The 19,097-nt window shown below is 69.0% G+C and carries 16 protein-coding genes; 3 read left to right on the top strand and 13 right to left on the bottom strand.

Features of this window, described 5'->3' with window-relative positions; translation table 11 throughout:
- Positions 1–99: 99 nt before the first annotated feature.
- Genes F4560_RS14285 through F4560_RS14250 form a run of 8 tightly spaced genes read right to left on the bottom strand, consistent with a single transcriptional unit; the run spans position 100 to position 8,920 of the window.
- Positions 100–1,344, bottom strand: coding sequence for an ATP-grasp domain-containing protein (locus tag F4560_RS14285; RefSeq protein ID WP_184920301.1), 1,245 nt, complete (start codon positions 1,342–1,344; stop codon positions 100–102).
- Positions 1,345–1,353: 9 nt separating this feature from the next.
- Positions 1,354–2,535, bottom strand: a complete 1,182-nt coding sequence (locus tag F4560_RS14280; RefSeq protein WP_184920299.1) for an ATP-grasp domain-containing protein — start codon at positions 2,533–2,535, stop codon at positions 1,354–1,356.
- A complete protein-coding gene (locus tag F4560_RS14275) occupies positions 2,532–3,620 on the bottom strand; it encodes a mandelate racemase/muconate lactonizing enzyme family protein (RefSeq protein WP_184920297.1) in 1,089 nt (362 codons plus the stop codon). The genes F4560_RS14280 and F4560_RS14275 overlap by 4 nt, the downstream gene beginning before the upstream one ends.
- The gene (locus tag F4560_RS14270; RefSeq protein ID WP_184920295.1) at positions 3,617–4,585 is read right to left on the bottom strand and encodes a TauD/TfdA family dioxygenase; all 969 of its coding nucleotides are present in this window, start codon (positions 4,583–4,585) and stop codon (positions 3,617–3,619) included. The genes F4560_RS14275 and F4560_RS14270 overlap by 4 nt, the downstream gene beginning before the upstream one ends.
- Before the next feature lie 23 nt (positions 4,586–4,608).
- Positions 4,609–5,850, bottom strand: coding sequence for an ATP-grasp domain-containing protein (locus tag F4560_RS14265; RefSeq protein WP_184920293.1), 1,242 nt, complete (start codon positions 5,848–5,850; stop codon positions 4,609–4,611).
- A 54-nt stretch (positions 5,851–5,904) separates the two neighbouring features.
- Complete coding sequence (locus F4560_RS14260; RefSeq protein WP_184920291.1) at positions 5,905–7,263, bottom strand: methylaspartate mutase; 1,359 nt, start codon at positions 7,261–7,263, stop codon at positions 5,905–5,907.
- A complete protein-coding gene (locus F4560_RS14255) occupies positions 7,260–7,685 on the bottom strand; it encodes a methylaspartate mutase (RefSeq protein ID WP_221483489.1) in 426 nt (141 codons plus the stop codon). Before F4560_RS14255 ends, F4560_RS14260 begins: the two co-directional genes overlap by 4 nt.
- Positions 7,686–7,711: 26 nt before the next feature.
- Positions 7,712–8,920, bottom strand: a complete 1,209-nt coding sequence (locus tag F4560_RS14250) for a stearoyl-CoA 9-desaturase (protein ID WP_184920289.1) — start codon at positions 8,918–8,920, stop codon at positions 7,712–7,714.
- A 94-nt stretch (positions 8,921–9,014) separates the two neighbouring features.
- Between F4560_RS14250 and F4560_RS14245 the strand changes: the two genes are divergently transcribed.
- Positions 9,015–10,259, top strand: a complete 1,245-nt coding sequence (locus F4560_RS14245) for an ATP-grasp domain-containing protein (RefSeq protein WP_184920288.1) — start codon at positions 9,015–9,017, stop codon at positions 10,257–10,259.
- Between the two features lie 10 nt (positions 10,260–10,269).
- Here the strand turns inward: F4560_RS14245 and F4560_RS14240 are convergent, their stop codons facing one another.
- Both F4560_RS14240 and F4560_RS14235 read right to left on the bottom strand, forming a co-directional pair.
- Entirely contained in the window at positions 10,270–11,532 is a 1,263-nt protein-coding gene (locus F4560_RS14240; RefSeq protein ID WP_184920286.1) for an MFS transporter, read from the bottom strand.
- 645 nt (positions 11,533–12,177) lie between these two features.
- Positions 12,178–13,122: a hypothetical protein gene (locus tag F4560_RS14235; RefSeq protein ID WP_184920284.1), complete on the bottom strand. Its 945-nt coding sequence runs from the start codon at positions 13,120–13,122 to the stop codon at positions 12,178–12,180.
- 590 nt (positions 13,123–13,712) lie between these two features.
- On the opposite strand from F4560_RS14235, the gene F4560_RS14230 reads away from it, so the two are divergent.
- Positions 13,713–14,045 (top strand): hypothetical protein, encoded by a 333-nt coding sequence (locus F4560_RS14230; RefSeq protein WP_184920283.1) that lies wholly within the window; start codon positions 13,713–13,715, stop codon positions 14,043–14,045.
- A 243-nt stretch (positions 14,046–14,288) separates the two neighbouring features.
- Here F4560_RS14230 and F4560_RS14225 read toward each other — a convergent pair whose 3' ends face one another.
- Both F4560_RS14225 and F4560_RS14220 read right to left on the bottom strand, forming a co-directional pair.
- On the bottom strand, positions 14,289–14,648 hold the full coding sequence (locus tag F4560_RS14225) for a hypothetical protein (RefSeq protein WP_184920280.1): 360 nt from the start codon (positions 14,646–14,648) through the stop codon (positions 14,289–14,291).
- 76 nt (positions 14,649–14,724) lie between these two features.
- The gene (locus F4560_RS14220; RefSeq protein WP_184920278.1) at positions 14,725–15,912 is read right to left on the bottom strand and encodes a cytochrome P450; all 1,188 of its coding nucleotides are present in this window, start codon (positions 15,910–15,912) and stop codon (positions 14,725–14,727) included.
- A gap of 279 nt (positions 15,913–16,191) precedes the next feature.
- Between F4560_RS14220 and F4560_RS14215 the strand changes: the two genes are divergently transcribed.
- A complete protein-coding gene (locus F4560_RS14215; RefSeq protein ID WP_184920276.1) occupies positions 16,192–17,946 on the top strand; it encodes a glycoside hydrolase family 35 protein in 1,755 nt (584 codons plus the stop codon).
- A 1-nt stretch (position 17,947) separates the two neighbouring features.
- Here the strand turns inward: F4560_RS14215 and F4560_RS14210 are convergent, their stop codons facing one another.
- The gene (locus tag F4560_RS14210) at positions 17,948–19,018 is read right to left on the bottom strand and encodes a LacI family DNA-binding transcriptional regulator (RefSeq protein WP_184920274.1); all 1,071 of its coding nucleotides are present in this window, start codon (positions 19,016–19,018) and stop codon (positions 17,948–17,950) included.
- Positions 19,019–19,097 lie beyond the last annotated feature (79 nt).

Raw genomic sequence — 19,097 nt, 5'->3', positions numbered from 1 at the left:
ATTCCGCCCTTCGGGAACCGCGCGGCGTAGCTGTTGCCGAATCGGCGACCGATACGACCGGTGTTGAATCGACGCCATATCATTGCGCAACGTCCTGGTTCAATAGCCGAAGAGGGGTGATTGATCGACACCGCGGGTGGGAAGGGTCTGCGATCGTCCGGTTCCGGATATCGGGTGCGTGTGGATGCGGATCAGATCCGCGGCGCGGGCGCACACTTCCGCAGCGTCGTGGTCGGCGACCGCGATTACGTAGCCCGGGCGGTCGTCCGACCACTCCACGGGGCCGATGTTGTCACCGGGCTTTACCGAGACCTGGACGGCGTGAACACCCGGAACCCTTGTGGCGGCGTCGATCCCGGCCACCTCCAGCACCTCGCCCGGCGCGGCGGTGAGGAACCGGATGGCTGCCTGGCCGACCGGGCGAGGGCCGGCGGTCAGCGGCTCGGTGAGGTCCAGTGCCCAGGCCAGGGTCAAGGCTTCCATGTCGATCCCGCAGGTGTGCTCCACGAGTTCGTTGATGCGATCGCCGCCACGCCGATTGTGCCCTTCTACGATCCGGGGCCCGCGCCTGGTCAGTTTGACCTCGACGTGAGCGGGACTGTCGCACAGTCCCACGGCGTCGAGGAACCGCTCCACCAGCGTGCGCACCTCGTCGACGAGGTCCTGCGGGAGCTCGGCGGGCACCGTGTGGCCGGCCTCCACGAAACCGTTGCCGACGTGCTTCTCGGTCATGGCGAGGACGACGTGACGACTGCCGAAGCTGAATGTCTCTACGCTGATCTCGGGGCCGTCGAGGAACTCCTCCATGATGAATCGCCTGCCGCCCAGTGCGCTCAGCGCACCTGGCACGTGCTCGGGACTGGCTACTTCGGACACGCCGAAGCTGCCGCAGCCGGCGATAGGTTTGGCGATGAACGGATAGCCCGACTCGGCGCCGAACGCGAGCAGGTCCGCGCCGGTCGAACCGAGGGCGGCGGTGACCGGGTCGACGCCCGACTCGGCGAGGATCTGGCGCATCGCCCACTTGTCGGTGAGCAGCCGCACGGTCCGGGCGGACGCCCCGCGCAGACCGAGCCGGTCGACCACCATGCTGGTGGGCAGCAAAGCGTCCTCGGCCACCGCGACCACGGCGTCGAACGGGCGGACCGAGTGCAGATCGGCGACCAGTGCCACAAACGACTCCTGGTCGGTGTAGTCGCACAGCAGGATCATATCGCTGACATCGGCTACATCCGGCCGGTACTTGCCGGGGTGCTGAGCGAACCAGACCTCGGCGCCAAGCGCCTTCGCCTTCTGCAGCAGTGGTCGTTTCCACCCGACCACGAGCACCCGTTTGTGTCTCATGTTCTCCTCCTATCTGCTCTCGGTACGGACTGTGATCTGGGCGACCGCTGCCTCGGCGATGGTCGCAGCCTCGGTGGCGTTCACACCGGACGCGATGACCACGCCTGCCTTCTTGTCGTTTCCGGACAACAGGGGCGGGATCACTTGGCCGACCCGGCAGTCCAGGGCGACCGACACCATCGGCGGCAGGTCGTCGGGAACGCGGACGGCAGTGACGACGCCGGGAGCGGGCAGCACGGCACGGCTCGCCGCGCCGCCGATCGCGTCCGGGAAAGCTGCCGGTGGACGTGCCAAACCCAGCGGCACGCCCACTGTCAGCCGGGCCAGGTCGACCCCGTGGGCGAGCCGCACCAGCTCTGCGATCCCCGCACCGCCGACGCGGGTGTGCGACTCGATCACCCGCGGTCCGGCGGCGGTGAGCACCACCTCCGTGTGGGTCGGACCGTGGTCGACCTCGACCGCGGTGAGCAGGTCGGCGACGGCACGCGCCACAGCCGTCCGCTCCGCGGCCCCGAGCACGGCGGGCATGGTGTGGCCGATCTCGATGAAGCTGTCCTCCGCCAGGAACGACTTGTCGGTGAACGCGATCACGCGGTGGACACCGTCTGCGCTGAACGCCTCCACACTGATCTCGCGGCCCACCAGCAGTTCCTCTGCCAACATCGGCACGGGGCCGACGGTGGCGAATGCCGCCACGGCGTCCGCGACCTCGCAGATCCGGAAGACGTTCCTGCTGCCGGTGTCCGAGGGTGGCTTGAGGATCAGCGGGCCGGCCGTCTCCGCCATGAAGGCGATCAGCTCACCAGGATCGCGGACTAGGCGGTGACGCACCTCCGGCAGGCACGCCTCGGCCATCACCGCGCGCATCCGGCCCTTGTTCAGCAGCGCTTCGACCGCTTTCGGGCGGTTGCCCGGCAGGCCGAGTTCCGCGTTGAGGCGAGCGGTCGCGAGCAGGCCGCCCTCGGTCAACGAGAACACACCGCAGACCTCGGTGCTCCGACTGGCCTTGAGGACGAGCGAACGCACGCCCGCGTAGTCCGCCAGGTCGCACTCGCGCATGTCCACCGGTCCGGTGAACCCTTCGACCGGGCCCGCGCCGGGTGGGCGAATCCACAGCACGTGCACGCCGAGGTCTACTGCGGCGCGCACGATGTTGGCCCTGCTGCCGAGGATCACTACCGTCCTGGTCATCCGTGTGCCCCGTCGAGACCGCTGATGCCGAGGCCTGGCTCGTCGGGCAGCACGACCTGACCGCCGTCGTAGACCATGCCGCCGCGAACCCCCTGCGTGCCGGTGAAGACGGCTGCGTCGAGGTCGACGTGCGTGATCACGTCAGGGCAGGCCGCCGCGAGGTTGGCTGCGGCCGTCACCCCGAGGGATGACTCGAGCACGGTGCTGACCATGCAGAACTTTCCTGCGTCCGCGGCGAGCGCGACCGCACGCCGTGCGGGCCGCAACCCGCCCAGCTTGCTCGGCTTGAGCACGAACCCGTCGACGGCCTCGCGCCGGATCAGCTCCAGCACGTCGCGAGTGCTCGCCACGGATTCATCGGCGATCACCGCGGCGGTGACCCGCTCGGTGACGAACCGCAGCCCGTCCAGGTCGGCCGCCGGCACCGGCTGTTCCAACACCTCGACGTCGACGCCCGCTCGCTCCAAGTCGGCCATGTGGCGCAGGGCCTGCTTGGCGGACCAGCCCTGGTTCGCGTCGAGCCGGATCGCGACCCCTGCGGGCAGCGCCCGGGCGATCTCGGTGACGACGTCGAAGTCGACCCGGCCCGGTTGGCCCACCTTGATCTTGACCGCGCGGAACCCGGTCGCGGCGAACTCGACGGCCCGGGCCACCATGGCGTCGACAGTGCCGAACGGGATCGAGACGTCGGTGTCGAGGCGGTCGAGCGTGCCGCCGAAGAGGTGCCGTAGCGGGATACCGAGTTGGCGGGCGCGCAGGTCGTGCACGGCGACGTCCACGGCGGACCGGGCGCCCTGGTTCGCCGCGACGATGCCTTCGAGCCGCGCGCACAACTGGTCGTAGGCGGCGGGATCGGCGCCGCGGACCATGTCGCGCAGCGGGCCGAGCAGCACCGGCTCCAGACCTTCCCACGACTCCCCGGTGTCACGCAGGTTCGGCACCACCTCGCCCCAGCCGCTGCACCCCTTGTCGTCGACCACCTCGACGAACACCGAGTTCAGTGTGGACACGGTGCGCTTGGCCGTGACGAACGGTCGCGGCAGCACGAGGCTCCGGCGGTGGGTGCGCAGGTCGACGATCGTCACTTGGGCGTGCCGACCGGACTGGTGACCGGGTAGCCTTCGCGGTACTTGGCGAAGCCCTCGGGAAACACGCGTTGCCGGTCCGGGTTGACCGCCAGCCGCATCAGATGCCTGCGTTGGGACTCACTGTCGGAGAACTCGGTACGCGAGTGCAGCACCACGTTGTTGTCGATCAGCATCAGGTCGCCTGCCCGCAGATCGACGTCCAACCTGAGTTCGGGACTTGCGGCGAATTCCTCGAACAAGTCGAGCGCGGCCCGCTCTGCAGGGCTGAGCGCGATGCCGGAGACTTCCTGGGCGGACTCGACGCGGCCGCGGTTGTAGTAGCGGCACGCCAGCTTGCCGTCGAAGTAGCCGAAGATCTGGTTCGCGTAGTACGGGCTCTCGCCCTCTTCCTGCGCGCCGCGCTTGTCATAGAGGTATTCCTTGTAGAGCAGGCCGAGGAGTTCCGGCCGCTCGCTGAGAATCCGGTTGTGCACGCTCACTGAACTGGACACGCTGCTGAGCCCGCCGGATACCGCCGGCGTGACGCACAGCAGTGCCAGCAGGTCGGTGCCGTCGGTGTGGAACGGGAGGCCGTACCTGCTGGTATAGCCACGCGCGGTGCTGTCACCGCCGACATCGCGGACATGGTTGAGGATCTCGCCCGTGCGGGTCTGCGCCGTGATCCGACCCAGGTGCACGCCCAAGCCGATGAACATCCGCTCGACCTCGGCGTCTTCGAGTCCGTGAACCGGCAGTCCGCGCAGCACCGAGAAACCGCGACCGTGTTCCAACTCCCGCACCTGGTCGGCCAGCACTGGACCCAGCAGCCGCAACACGAAGTCCGCGCGGCCGATATCGGTGGGCTTGAGGTCGGCGACCTGGCGCGTGACGGTGAGGAGCTCGGTGGCCTGGTCACGGGTCAGCTCGACGAGCCAGTCCTGCTCGCGCAGGCCGGCCGCCGTCCATGCGCTGGCGTCGGTCACGATGTCCCGACAGATGATCTCCGTCATGCTTCCCCCCGGGTGGTGTTCCGGTCACCGGTCATGGGAACCGTCTTGATGTCGAACCCTGCCGCCACCTTGGTGATCGCGGCCTCCACGTCGGCGGTGGTCCTGCCGCGGAACCGGAAGCGGCCACCGACGTGCTCGTAGAACGCCTCCGACAGCGGAATCACCCCTCCGGGCTGTGGCACCTTTTCGGCGTACGGCCCGCCGGGGCCCGCCATCGACGTCGTCGCCACCACCCGACACGGCCGCTGCTCCGGCGCGGGCATCAACAGGTACCCGGCGACCTCCGAGGTGTCGGCGGCGTCCCGGGCGATCCGGGGCTCTATGCCGAGCTGCAACTGGGACTCCACCGCCATGAGGTCGAAACCGTGCACCTCCCGCCACAGGAACGGGGTTTCGGCGCCGCCCACCCGGGAGCCGATCTCGAGGAAGACGAACTTCGGGGCACCGGCACCTGGCTCCTGCACCATGAACGCTTCCAGGTGATAGACGAACGTTTCCGCGCACAACCCCGGGAGCAGGCTGTCGAGAAACCGTTCCACAGAGGCGATAACGACCGGGTCGTCGAACTCGACGATGCCCAGGGGAGTGCCGTGCCGGAACGACAGGCAGTTCTCCAGGTACCGCGCGACCCGCCAAGGCCCGTGCCGGTCACCCAGCCACACCCCGTCCACGACGATGATCGGATGCGGGACGAACGCCTGCGCCAGCATCGGTTGCGCATCGAGCGGCACATCGCTGAGGTCGTCCGGATGGCGCAGCACGCGCACGCCCTCGCTCGCGCTGCCCCGGGTCGGCTTCACCACGATCGGCCAGCCGTGGTCACCTGCGAAGGCCAGCACGTCGGCAACACCGGAAACCGACGCGGTGGGCGGAACCGGTAGGCCGAGCTCGTGCACCCGTTCGATCATGACGTCTTTGTAGAGGAAGTGTCGAAGATCCTCGGCCCGCCTGCCCGCCGCGCCGAACTCCGCGCGTAGGGCGGTCACCACCGGCAGGACGTTCTCCTTCAGTGCGACGATGCCGCGGGGCTTGCCGAACCGCTCCACCAGTCCTCGTACGGTGTCGCGCATGACCTTGAGGTCGCTGGTGCGGTCTACGACGACGACCTCGGCCGCTGCGCCGGCGGGCACCGAGCCCGCACCGACCGGGGTGACGATGTAACTGACCGGGTGAGCGTCGTGGTCGAAGTACGTCTCGTAGTCGGCGTAGCGGTCCTCCCACTGGTGGATCACTATCACGTGTCCGCTGTCGTGATCTGCTTGTGCGATAGCCACGAGAGTTCTGCCTTTCTCCTACGGCGCGTATGCGGAGAAGCGCTGGATGTCGGCGGTGACAGCGGCGATGGACGTGGCGCGGTCGTCCCCCGGCTCGCCGGCGCCGATGAGAGCCCGGTGCCGTTTCCTGGTCTGCTCGGACAGCGACAGCGAGCCGAACCGACCGATCCTGATCGCACCGGCGGGGTCGCGCACCGGCAGCACCGCGGAGTGGGCGTGCACGCTGGCGCTGAAGGGCACGTCCAGCCTGCCGGAGCGAAACGCGGTGGTGATGGCCTCGGTGAGGTCGGGCGCGGCGAGCAACGGGTCGACGAGTTCAGCGACCTCGCCCAGGATCCATTCGCGTTCCTGTCGCACCGCGGTGTCATCGACTCCGAACCCGTCCATCAGGTGCGACAGCGCGACGCGGGTCGTGCGCATGCCGCGGATGTTCGCCGCCGCGTCGGGGATGCCGTGGGCTTCTTGGTTTGTCTTCACCACGACCTTCGTCGCACCGCCCCATCTGGCGACCAAGCCGCCGTACAGGATCAGAGCGTCTGCCACCGCCGGGTCGGCAGGGAAGGGCCCCATGAACTGGTGCAGCACGGGGTACACCTCGACGTGGTCGGGCAGGTAGCGGGCCGCGAGCACGGGGATGCTGGTGAGCGCGGCGACGTCCTGAACGGCGTGGCCACCCTGCGGGTACGCCATGGTCAGGCAGCGCACACCCGCCTGCGCGGCACGTACCGCCTCCAACACGCACACCGCCAGTGACAGCGCAGGCGGCATCAGGACCGCCGTCAGCGTGCCGAACAGCTCCCGCTCCACGATCACCCCGTGTCGTGCGAGCAGCCCGCAGGCCTGGTCGACCTCCTGCCACGCGCGCAGCGAAGCCGTCAGTGGAACGTCCTTGACGTAGGGCAGGTTGTAGGCGATGCCGCCACCCTCGAAAGAGGTGATGCCAGAGGCGATGGCGACGACGAACAGCTGTCGCGGGTCGGGACTGCCGTGCCGCACTTCCAGCGGCACGGGCACGCTCTCGTTGAGCTCTCGGCCTCGCCGCCACCCATGAGCGACCAGCGGATAGCCGTTGAGCCTGGACGGATCCTCGTGCAGTGCCCGTTCCGCCTCGGCGAAACGCGACAGCCGGGTGTGCGCGTCGATCGTCACCGACAACACGTCGGGCTCGGCACCCTCGTGCAGTTCGCGCAGCAGGGCCACCATCCGGCCATGGTCGCCCACGCCGCATCGAGGCTGAACAAGAACCTGGCCGCTTTCCCGAGCCGCAGCCAACAGCTCGTGCGTTCCCCTCTTGCTCAAAGTCTTCGTGTAGTCCACACACGACGGAAGGTCGGGCGCGTCCAGATCGGGGATCACGGTGATGCCGGCAAAGGTCATGCGGACACCTGGGCCGTCTTACGCGCCAGCGAGTCGAGCAGCGGCAGGAGGTCGTGGACCGAGTCGAGTATGTGGTCGACTCCGAGCAGGGAGAGTCGGGTGATGTCCTTCGACGATTTCGTGCTGCCGACGGACAGGTTTCCGCCTAACACCACCGGGCAGTGCAGCAGCCCGTCCAGGCGCAACGCCGGCAGGTCGGCGAGGTCGTCGTAGGCGTGTCCGTTAACACTGCCGATCACCACCGCGATCGCCTCGGAGTGGGCGGCTTGGGCGTCAGCGAACTCGCGGAGAGGTGTGCAGACACCAAGGTTCACCACGAGATACCCGTTGTTCCGCAGTGATTCGGTGATCAGGATGTTCGCAACAGCGTGGGCGTCGCTGGCGGCGACGCCCACGATCACTGTGCTTCGGAGGCGGGGCATGGCGATCTCCCTGCGTAGAATGGCGATCAGTCGTCGAACGCCGCGAAGAGCTGTCGTCGGGTCACACCATTGACGAGTTCTGGGCGGTATACGTCGAGATCGGCGAAGCTCAGGGAGTTGAACACGCGGTCGATCGCGGCGCGCAGTCCCCAGGCTGCGGTATACGGCGGCCATCCGGGGTGGCCCGCTTCCAAATCGCGCTGCCGCGCGAACACGTAGTCGGGCCAGTCCCGTGCCATCGGCTTTCGGTGGTGGTAGTCGTGGCAGACGGTGTCCCCGGTGAGGACGAGGTACCTGTTGGGGAAGTGGACGAACACCGTTGCCGCCCACCACCGCAGCCAGCCGATCGCGCGACGCGGTCCGGGCAGTTCGGCCGGCGGCGGGTAGGAGCAGAGGAATATGGCGTTGGTCAGACCCGCGAAGCGCTCGCGTCCTGTAGCCGTGTGGTCCCTCGCGGGAAAGGTGTGCTTCACGCACAAGCGCAAGGTGTTGCTGATCTGGAAGAACACCGTCAGCGGCACGATCCAGGCGAGCGCCAAGACGTGCAAGGTCCCGGTTGTGGTGGTCAATGCGATCATCGCTGCCCACCCGGCCACCAGGGCGATACGTGACCGGACTGATCCGCCGATCCAGTAGGACTGGATCCGGGAGACGGTGAAGCGAACGTGGAACACCGGTGAGCACAGCTTCATGACCAGCGTCCGCCACATCGCCCGCCGGGACATCCCGGGGTGCAGTCCCAATCCCAGCAGGATCGCCTGTACGGTCGGGTCACGCAGGGTCATGTGATGGGCGGCGTGGTGGTCGGTCACGTGCTCGGCGGCGTAGGCGTCGAAGTTTTGCACTACCAGCGCGCAGGCCAGCAGTTTCCCGACCCTCGCGTCGATCTTCTTGTGCCGCCACATGTTCCGGTGCGCGCATTGGTGGAAGATCATCATGCGCAAATTGCGCAGGCCGTGCAGAGTGATGGCCCAGCCGAGTGGAATACCGATGAACCATGGCGGTATGCCCAGAAGGAGCGCCGACGCGCTGACCGTAACGCCGAGAGCGGTGGAGAAGAGGCCCGCCAGCAGGTGGAAGGACGGTGTTAGCCGCAAACCCCGTTGTCCCACATGGGGTTTGCCGATCAAGTAAGTCAGCGGCAGTTGCAGGAAGCCGGGAAGAGCGCGCAGGCGCTCGCGGACCTCGGCTTCGTCCGGACCGGTTCGCAAGTCGGCAGAGTCGGATAAGCTCATGGTTGCTCGCTCCCCCCGTGCACAATGTGCATGCAACCACTAAGCAAGCTACAGATTTGACCAAGCGGTGGCAACCCAGGGGGAGTGGTGCGTCATGTATGTGCTGGTCGGCTTCAACAAGGACGCCCTGGCAGCGCTCGCGGACTGTTGTCCGCCGGGCTCGGTGATCGTCGTCGAAGAACCGGACATCATGACGGCGCGGCGAGTCGAGGAGCACATTGCGGCAAACACCGTTGTCGCGGGTTTCATCGAGGCGCCAGTCCAGGATGAGCACGACCCGCGCGCGATCGTCGCCGCGGTGCCTCGGCCGCCGGGTGTGCGGGCCGTCGTGCCGATGAACGAGTACGGCGTCGTCGCTGCGGCGGTTCTCGCGCACGAGTGGGGCCTGCCGGGAGCCACGGTTGGCGCCGCGTTGACATTGCGTGACAAACTCAGGTTGCGCGAACGGTGCGCGAAAGTGCCCATGTCGCAACCGGTATTCCGTGCGGTATCGCATCAAGATGAGGTTCTGCGGTTCCGCGCCGAGCACAAAGGGGAATGCGTGCTCAAGCCGTCCAACCGGCAGGGGAGCCTCGGAGTGCAGCTCCTCGGCCCGGACGACGACGTGGACACCGCGTGGGAGCGGTGCGTGCGAGAAGACGCGCCGCAGCGCCGGCCCCAGCGCCCACTGCCGAGCCGCTTCCTCGTAGAGGAGCGGTTGCGCGGCGTGGAGGTGAGCGTCGAAGCATTGGTGCGCAACGGAGCGATGCTGTTCACCAACACCACGGAGAAGGAGGTCCTGTCCGGTATCCGCCCGGTGGAAACGGGGCATACGGTCCCGGCGGACCTTCCGGCCTCCGTCACCGGGCGGTTGGAGGAGGCGATGCGTGACCTGATCGAGGCGGTGGGGTTCGACACCGGTGTGCTCCATGCCGAGTGGATGCTGGTCTCGCCACACGACCCGTACCTGATCGAGTGCGCCGCGCGGCTGCCCGGCGACAGCATCGACCGCCTGATCGACTTGGCCTACGGCGGCTCGTTGCTGAAGGACTTGCTGGTGCTGCTCAGCGGCGGAATCCCGGCCGCCCGAGCACTTCCCACCCGGGCCGCCGCGATTCGGTTCCTACACGCGCCGCCCGGCGAAGTCGTTGCCTTGACGGGCGTCGAGGCGGTGCGCGCGCTTGACGGTGTTCAAGCCGTGGACGTCTCAGTGTCGGTTGGTGAAACAGTCGGTGTGGTCAACCATTCCTGGGACCGGTCGGGTTCGGTGGTGACGACTGGACCCGGACCCCGCGAAGCGGCAGCGACCGCTCAGACAGCGGTAGAGGCGATCGGGATTCAGGTGCGGCCGGTGCCGTGAGCCGCTGCTATCAAGGTTTGGGGACGGCATCCTCGGCGGCCGCGGGCCCCGCCGGCAGGTCCCGTTGCCGGCTGACCGGTCCGATGAACAGGATCAGCACTGCGGCGGTGGTACCCGCGGCCGAGATCCAGAGGGCCGCGGGCACACCGAGAGCGGTACCGACGATGCCACCGAGCAGGGCGCCGATCGGCATTGTGCCGTAGTTGAGGAAACGGGTGCTGGCCACGACCCTGCCAAGGAGGTGGCGAGGCACGTACGTGGCTCGGAACGCGCCGAAGACGACATTGAACGCGATCACACCCGCCGTGGTCACCGCCCCTCCCACGACGAGGAAAGCCAGTCCGGCTCCAGGGGTGGCGAGTGGCATGAGCAGGGCGAACGGCGCGGAGCACAGTTGGCACAGCAGCAGGCCTCGTGCGGTTCCGCACCGCCTGGCCACCGGTGTCGCGACCGCCGCGCCCGCGATGCCGCCGACGCCGACGAGGGAGAGCACGGTGCCCGCGGTCCACTCGCCCAGACCCAGGTCTCGCACCAGGTAGATGACCAGCACCGCTTGGAGCATGCTGCCTGCCAGATTGGTGGAGGCCGAGAAGGCGGCGATGACCCGAAGGTAAGGGTCGCGCAGGAGATAACGCAGGCCCTGTGCGATCTCATGTGGAATCTTGCGCAACGACTCCGCAGGTGCTTTCCGGACGGGTTCTCGGGTGCGGATCGCGACGAGGCACGCCGTGGACGCGAGGAAGGTCATCGCGTCGATCGCCAACCCGGCGGCTGCGCCGAAGGCCGCGGCGAGCAGTCCTCCGAGGGACGGCCCTACAACCTGCGCGACCGACTCACTGCCCTGCATCCGCGCGTTGGCCGCGGGCAGGAAGTCGACATCGACCACCGAGGGCAGGAAGCGCTGGTAGGCGGTGGAGAAGAACACCGTGGCGACGGCTGTTCCGAACGCGACCAACGCCAAGTGCGGGAACGTCAATGCGTCAAGCGCGACCGCTGCCGGAACGCTCGTCAGCAGGACCGTCGAGGCGACGTTGCAGAAGACCATCAGCGGCTTGCCGGCCAACCGGTCCACCAAGGCGCCGGCTGGTAGACCCACCACCAGCCACGGCAACCACACCGCCGCGCCGAGCATGGCCACCTCGAAGGTCGAGGCGTTCAGGTGCCCCACGGCCACGAGTGGCAAGGCGACAGTCGTTATGGCCGAACCGACCTTGCTGGCGGTTTCGCCGGCCCACAACAGCCCGAAGTCCCGTCGCCTACCCCCGCGCGGCATGACACCCCCTGCGCACTTGTGCGCATTGACCCGCTGCTTTCACGTGGAATGGCGGGAGATTGGCCGGATCATCGAGAAAGGTACTTTGAGCTGCAAGGACACGGCTTGCCGAGGGCCTTTGTCCGTGCGAGTTCAGGAGCACCTTTCTGGTGAGCAAGCCTACCGGGTCGTATCCATCGTCGATTGTCGACACCGTCGGAACGGGAGCGGTGTCGCAGGCCGGCGCTACGTTGCTGGTCGAGGTTGCTGGTCGAGACCGTGCGCAGGACCGGCCCGGACCGGGCGATGTCGACGGTGCCGGGTCGGTGGCGAGCGCAGACGGCGGTCCACGACCAGGGCGAGATCGTGTGCGATCTGGCGATCGCGTTGGCACTGGGCCGGGAGGGATTGGAAGGAGATTCCTGGTCCGCGAAGTTTGAGTGCCTGAACCTCAATCTCCAGCGGAGACAACGTGGGCTCCACCGGGATGACGTCTGGGACCGATGTCGCGTCTGCAGCGGCTTGATGGAATGGCCGCCGTCCCTTCCAGGTCGCGAAGCGGTGTCCAATGAGGACACTCAACACGGTGGGTGGATGGGGACTCTGGCTCGACGTCCGGTGCCGCATCGCCGTCGGAATTCTGGGCGACAGCACGTTCGCCCCAGCTTATCTTCGACCCCTGTGACCGGCCCACCGGGCCAGACGACGCAACCAGCTGTCCCGTTGGGCCGCCGCCTGCAACCGCTCGTCCAAACCCGCCAGCACACGTTGCGCGGCCAGGTCGGCGATCTCCCGCCGGTGGGCCTCGTCCTCCGCCTGGTGTTCCCTCTCACGTCGTCGCTCGGCCCGGCCCGCGAGCGTCAGATCGCCCGCCCACGCCAGCAGCGACAGGGCGCCGCCGCCCAGCAGACCGGCCCAGAACAACAACCGGCTCGCCGCCTTCTCGGTCGGGACATCGGTGAAAGTGCCATAGGGGCCCGGCTCGGGGCCTGGCGTGTTCGCGACCTGCTGCTCGCGTACCCAGCGCAGACCGGGGCCCCGGTAATCGGGCGAGAACGCCTCCTGTTTGAGCTGGTCCTCGCTCGCCTGGTCATTCCGGTCGAAGGCGCCCTCGTACACGACCTCGTACTCCCGATCCGTGCCGAACCAGGTCGGGCTCAACCGGGGCATGCGCACGACGGTGCTCGAGCCGCTCCTGACCACCAGCGGCTCGGTCACCTCCATCAACACCGACCCGAGGCCCCGGGTGGTCGACAGACCAGCAGCTGGTTGCGGCAGGCAGATCTCGCTGGTCTGTGACGGTACGGGACTGCTGGTGCTGTACTGCACGACCATCTGAACGCACCGGGACGGCGGGATGGCAGGCCGGGCCGGTTCGTCCAGGTCGAACGTCGCCAGGACGTCGATCCTCAGGTGGCCCTTGTCTGTCACCAGCAGGGTGATGTCCACGTCCCGTGCGGGACCGTAGATGACCATGGACACCGTGCCCGGCTCCCCGACGACCGGAAACGAGGGCAACGCCGCGTCGTACCGCCACCACGCGGCCAAGGCGAGCGCGACGGCACCCGAGATCAGAAACAGCGGGGCTCTGGAAGTCCTCGCGGCGACCATGATTCGACGATGCCGGCTCGGGCGTCGAGCCGGGTGGCTCAAGCCGGTGGCGTTGAGCACCGAATCCCGTCGCGACCTGGTGGTGGACAAGATCGCACTCCGGCCGCGCCCTGGCCCCACCAGTTCTGGTCGCGTACGGCGTTCAGGCGTCACGGGCCAGGCACCTCTCCATGACCGGTCGCGGACTGGAGGCCCAGCGTCGCACCACGCCGCCGGCCCACCCCCGAACGTCGCCGGAGTTCACCCGCCCGTCCGAAGCCCACACCGCACAGCTGCGGATCCATCCCGCGTCACCGACGCCCATCGGGGCCACGGTGTCGTCGGAGATCGTGCCGCTCCCGGCCGGGTCGAGCCGGGAGCATCCCGAAAACCCGTTGACCGGCGGTCGGCAGGATGAACATCATGGCCGACATGCAGCAGTGACCAGTGACGACCGGAGAGGCCGACGGCGGGTTCGAGCAACTCCCCGCCGCCCTCCGCCGTGCCGCTCGAAGCCCGCACCGTGTGATCGGTGCCGGCCGCACACCACTGGTTCCGAGGCGATGCGCCGCACCACGCCTCCTGCACGAGCACTGGAGTCCACGGAAACCATGAGCGAACTCCGCCGTACCGTCCTGCCCGCCGAACGTCCCGCGTCCTGCATCGACCGCGAAGCGCTGTGGGTGGTCGACGACCGCGGCCTGCCCGCCGTCCGCACACCGACAGGGCTCATCCGCGAACGCATCCACGTCCCACTACTCGAACGCGATCGGCGGCGGATGTTCGAGGGCGACGAGCACGTCCACGGTCCGTCATCCGGCCGCAGCCGCCACGCCGCCCGGCAAGGCCGCGATCGAGCCCGACGGGAGCGGCACCTGGGCACCGGGGCCCGGTACGCCGCGCTCCGCGCTCGACTGCGGGGTCGAGGTCGCCGTCAGCTGTGAACGGCTGTCACCGGCGCGCTGCAACACGACCGCGGACGCCCGTCACTTCCTCATTCCACAGTGGACGCCCGCCGAGCACCTCCTTCCCCTCCGGGGTCCCGACCGTGCAGAGAACCAGGCCGTCGTCGGTTGTTGGACCGCCTGGTGGCGCGACGTGGACGGTGCGCCGTTCTCGGCCGTTCTCGGCCGGTCTGGACGTGTCGCGATGTCGAGACGGCATCGTCACGCCGGACGTGCTCTGACTCACCACCAAGCCCCGACAGTGGTCGCGTCGTACTGGTCTCGTGGGGAGTCGGCGGCGAGGCGTTCCAGCGCGTAGATGCCGCCCAGCCGCACCTGGAAGTGCTCAGGGCCGGGGGTGCCGAGCAGCTCGACGGGCTTGGCGTACCGGTCGGAGATCTGCCCCTGCTCGGCGACCTTGATCTGTTCCCGGGTGGCGCGCAAGGAAAGTGCGGTGAAGATCAGCCCGCCCAACGCGGTCATGGCGGTGATCACCTGGGGCCAGTCGCGGCGGACCGCGCGCTCGGTCGGCCTCGGCTCAATTGGTGCTCCCAATACCCGCCGGCCCCGGTGATCGGGGATGTCGAAGATCGCCCGGGTCACCGGGGCCGGGTCGGAAATCCGTCGGCCTAGTACCAGTACCACCTAGTACCAGTACCAACGGCGTTCCGGCTTGGTGTTAAAGATGCGTCGCAGCATCGTGGCCATGGTCGTTCACCTCCTTCCGGTGTCGTGGTGCCTGTTCGATCCGCCCGCGGTGAAGCGTGAAGGGGCGGGGGACGATGCCCTCGGACATGACCGGACGCGTGTCGCCACCGGTGACGGTCAGGCGGGTGCCTTCGGCCAGCGCGGTCAGCGCCTCGGTGACCAGCGTCTGCGCCACCGAGGCGCCAGGGCAGGCGAAGGGACCGGCGCCGAACGCGATGTAGGGGCCCTGCCCGTCGGACTGCTCCCAGCGCTCCGGACGGAACGCGTCGGGGTCGGTCCAGCGGTGCCGGTCGTGGTGCAGCAGATGCGGGCTGACCGAGACAAGGTCGCCGGCGCGCAAGGAGGTCCCCCCGAGGGTGGTGGGGTAGAGGACTGTGCGGCGGAGCATCCAGGGGATCGGCCGGTACCTCGACGCCTCCCGCACAATCCGGTCGGCGGGCCACGGCCAGTCGGAGCCGGCGGTGTGGTGAAGGCAAGCCAGCAGTACCGACCAGGCCAGCGAGGCCGCCACGGGCGCCGCGACGGCTCGGGACATCATCAGGTGCACCCTGGCCACCGTCCGGTCGGCCAGATCGTCCGGGCACGCGCCCAGCAGGGCGTCCAGCACGTCGCGCGGCTCGCCGACGCGTCGTCGCCCACGGCACCGCACCTCTTCGGTCAGGGCCGCGATCACCCTGGCACGCGCCACCTCGGCTCGCGCCCGCTGCCAGACCCGCGGTGCGCGGAACACCACTCCGGCATCCGCGGCCCGGTCCGCACACCGCCGCGTTCCGGCCGGTGTGCCGGGGTGCAGCAGCAGGTCTGCCAGACAGCGGTACACCAGCCGGTTCCCCGCCGCGGGCCACCGGTCGGCCGACGGCAGCCCGGCCACCGCCGAGGCCAACGCGGCGCGGTAGTCGGGCAGGTGAGCCCGTAGGACGTCGCGCACCGCGTGGCCGACCTCGACCTGAGCCGACCGCGTCGGCAGCAGATCGCCGAAGAACCCCGATCGTCCGGCGTTGAACTCCTGGTCGCGCAACAGCGCCCGCGCCTGCTCCGCGTCGCCCAGGAACCAACCGCCCCCGGGCAACAGGATCACTTCCGTCGCGCTGTGCCGACGGAGGTCCTCGACGTACTCCAGCGGATCGCGCCGCAACCGGCGCCTGTCCCCGAGCCTCATCACGCGATGCCCTTCGTGAACTGGACGCCCTCCGTGCACTGCTTGGACATTCGGGCGGACGTCTCCGGTCACCTGAGACTTCCCCCCGAGCGTGAGAATGTCCGCCGTCGGGCCGGTCACAACCCGAACGAGAAGCGACACCACTCGACTGGTGAACGGTCGCCCCGCCCGGTCCGGATGTTCGGTTCTGATCGAACAATCGTGCGGTGATTGACTTGAACGTCCTCGGGCCGAACGATCCTCGCAGTCGGTAAACACCACGCCGATCGCGGAGGCGTCATGACCGAGTTCACCGTCGCACCTCACGGGTTCCTCCGTGACGGTCGACCGCACCGGGTGCTGTCCGGCGCCGTGCACTACTTCCGCACCCACCCGGACCAATGGGCTGAACGGCTCGCCGTGGCGCGGGCCATGGGCCTCAACACCGTGGAGACGTACGTGCCGTGGAACCTGCACGAGCCGACGCCGGGGCGACACGACTTCGACGGGCTCGCCGATGTGGAGCGGTTCCTGGAACGAGCGGCCGAGGCGGGGCTGGACGCCATCGTGCGGCCAGGCCCGTACATCTGCGCCGAGTGGGAGAACGGCGGCCTGCCGTCCTGGTTGGAGGGTCCGGTGCGGTGCGGTGACTCCGGCTACCTCGCCGCCGTCGACCACTGGTTCGACGTGCTGGTCCCCCGACTGGCCGCGCACCAGGTCACCAGGGGCGGCAACGTGGTGATGGTCCAGGTGGAGAACGAGTACGGCTCCTACGGCTCGGACGCGGCCTACCTCGCCCACCTGCGCGACGGCATGGTGGCGCGGGGTGTCGACGTGCCGCTGTTCACCTCGGACGGCGCGAGCGCGTTGTTCCTGACCGGCGGCGTGGTCCCGGACGTGCTCGCCACGGCCAATTTCGGCAGCCGCGCCGAGGAGCAGTTCGCCGAGCTGCGCGCCCACCGGCCGCACGACCCGTTGTTCTGCATGGAGTTCTGGTGCGGCTGGTTCGACCACTGGGGCGACCGGCACACCACCCGTGACCCCGCCGACGCCGCCGCGGCCCTGGCCGAGATCCTGGGCTCCGGCGCGTCGGTCAACATCTACATGGCGCACGGCGGCACGAACTTCGGGTTCTGGGCCGGCGCCAACGCCGATGGCGACCTGCACGACGGCGGTTACCGCCCGACCACCACCTCATACGACTACGACGCGCCGATGGACGAGGCCGGCCGGCCCACCGAGAAGTACTGGGCGTTCCGCGAGGTGATCGGCAGGTACGCGCCGCTGCCACCGCCGCCCGCCACCGCGCCCGACCCGCTGGCGCCGCGGACCGTGCCCATGACGAAGTCGGTGCGCCTGTTCGACGTCCTGGACGTGGTCGGCGGGACGGAGACCTCCAGCCCGCAGGTGCCGAGCTTCGAGGAAGTCGGTCAGCACCAGGGCTTCCTGCTGCACCGCGCGGCGCTGCCGGGTCCGAGGCCCGCGCTTCCCCTGCGCGTCGCGGACCTGAGGGACCGCGCCCAGCTGTACGTGGACGGCGTCGAGCGCGCGACGTTCGCCCGCAAGGGCCTGGCCGACCGACGAGGGGCGGAGGCGGTCGACGTCGCCGGGCCGGCCGACGTGGAGTTGCTGGTGGAGGCGATGGGCCGGATCAACTACGGTCCGCTGTTCGGCGAGCGCAAGGGCGTGCTCGGCGGCGTGCTGCACGAACGCCAGTTCCTGCACGGCTGGCGCACGACACCGATCCCGCTGACCCACCTCCCGGACCTGCCGTGGGAGCGCGGGGGCGCGGGCTACGGACCGGTGTTCTTCGGCGGCACGCTGGACGTGGAGGAGCCGCGCGACGCGTACCTGTCGCTGGCCGGGTGGGGCAAGGGGGTGGTGTGGGTCAACGGCTTCAACCTTGGCCGGTTCTGGGAGGTCGGTCCGCAGGTGACGCTGTACCTGCCGCGGCCGGTCCTGCGTCCGGGCGTGAACGACGTCGTCGTCCTCGAGCTGCACCCCGGCGACAACGACCGCTCGATCGCCGTGGCGCCGGGACCGCACCTCGGTTGAGCTACGGCCGGGGCGGGCCCGTGGACGACCGCACGACGATGTGCGGCAGCAGCCTGATGTGCAGCTCGGCGCGGTCCGGGTGGGCGCTGTGCAGCTTGCGCAGGATGAACTCCACGGCCAGCCGGCCGACGTTCTCCCGGGGCGGCGCGACGGCGGTCAGCGGGATGTCGGCCAGCCCGGCGAACTCGTCGTCGTAGGCGATCACCGACAGGTCGTCCGGCACGACGAGGCCGCGCTGCCGTGCCCGTTGCAGGAGCTGGATGGCGACGTTGTCCGGGTGCGCGATCACGGCCGTGACGCCTTCGGCGGTGAACTGGTCGAGGATGGCGTCGAGCCGGTCGCTGATCTCCCCGTGCGTGCGGTTCTCCACCCTGGGCACCTCCACCGCCAGGCCCAGTGCCGCCACCGCCGCGTCGTAGCCGCTGGAGATCCACTCGCTGGTCGGGGACGTGCAGGTCAGCAGCGACACCCGGTGGTGGCCGAGGCCGGCGAGGTGCCGCACGGCCTGGATCGCGCCGTGCTGGTGGTCGGAGGAGACGTACTCCACCGGGTGCAGGTGTTCGATCGGGTCGTGCGACCGCTCCACGAACAGCACCGGGATGGGCAGCGCGGCGATCCACTCCAGTGCGGGGGCGAGCCGGGCGAACGGCTCGCTCGGGGTCAGCAGCAGGCCGTCCACCCGCGCGTCGAGGAGCCGCTGCACGTGCGACCGGTCGTCGTCCAGGTTGTAGTCCGACACGGCGAGCACCAACTTGACGTCCCGCGCCTGCGCCGCCCGCCGCGCGCCCTCCACGATCTCGCGGAAGTACTGGCTGGCGGCCGGGATCACCATGCCGATCGTCGGCCGCCGCCCGGTCACCCGGGGTCCGGCCGGCGCGTCCAGCGGTCCGGAACTCGGCAGCACCGCGCCGCCGTGGACGCGGGTGACCTCGCCGCGTTCCTCCAGCTCGGCCAGGTCGCGCCGGATCGTGATGGGCGAGACACCCAACTGGGTGGCGAGGTCACCGGCACGCACGCTGCCGTCGCGGCGCACGGCGACGAGGATCGCCTGGTGACGTCGGGTCGCGTGCATGGTGGCTCCCCAGGTGCGCGTTCGACCGATCAAACGATCGTGCAGGGATCATATAGCGCCTGAGGCGGTCAAGGAGGTA

It is taken from the genome of Saccharothrix ecbatanensis, assembly GCF_014205015.1.
GTDB classification, from domain to species: domain Bacteria; phylum Actinomycetota; class Actinomycetes; order Mycobacteriales; family Pseudonocardiaceae; genus Actinosynnema; species Actinosynnema ecbatanense.
This window is presented reverse-complemented; position numbering and strand designations above follow the sequence as displayed.

Bases quoted from the DNA above. Each gene is read 5' to 3' on its own strand.
- F4560_RS14240 (WP_184920286.1), bottom strand. From the start codon at position 11,532: ATGCCGCGCGGGGGTAGGCGACGGGACTTCGGGCTGTTGTGGGCCGGC.
- F4560_RS14245 (WP_184920288.1), top strand. From the start codon at position 9,015: ATGTATGTGCTGGTCGGCTTCAACAAGGACGCCCTGGCAGCGCTCGCG.
- F4560_RS14220 (WP_184920278.1), bottom strand. From the start codon at position 15,912: ATGAGGCTCGGGGACAGGCGCCGGTTGCGGCGCGATCCGCTGGAGTAC.
- F4560_RS14235 (WP_184920284.1), bottom strand. From the start codon at position 13,122: ATGGTCGCCGCGAGGACTTCCAGAGCCCCGCTGTTTCTGATCTCGGGT.
- F4560_RS14215 (WP_184920276.1), top strand. From the start codon at position 16,192: ATGACCGAGTTCACCGTCGCACCTCACGGGTTCCTCCGTGACGGTCGA.
- F4560_RS14260 (WP_184920291.1), bottom strand. From the start codon at position 7,263: ATGACCTTTGCCGGCATCACCGTGATCCCCGATCTGGACGCGCCCGAC.
- F4560_RS14280 (WP_184920299.1), bottom strand. From the start codon at position 2,535: ATGACCAGGACGGTAGTGATCCTCGGCAGCAGGGCCAACATCGTGCGC.
- F4560_RS14250 (WP_184920289.1), bottom strand. From the start codon at position 8,920: ATGAGCTTATCCGACTCTGCCGACTTGCGAACCGGTCCGGACGAAGCC.
- F4560_RS14230 (WP_184920283.1), top strand. From the start codon at position 13,713: ATGAGCGAACTCCGCCGTACCGTCCTGCCCGCCGAACGTCCCGCGTCC.
- F4560_RS14285 (WP_184920301.1), bottom strand. From the start codon at position 1,344: ATGAGACACAAACGGGTGCTCGTGGTCGGGTGGAAACGACCACTGCTG.
- F4560_RS14210 (WP_184920274.1), bottom strand. From the start codon at position 19,018: ATGCACGCGACCCGACGTCACCAGGCGATCCTCGTCGCCGTGCGCCGC.
- F4560_RS14255 (WP_221483489.1), bottom strand. From the start codon at position 7,685: ATGCCCCGCCTCCGAAGCACAGTGATCGTGGGCGTCGCCGCCAGCGAC.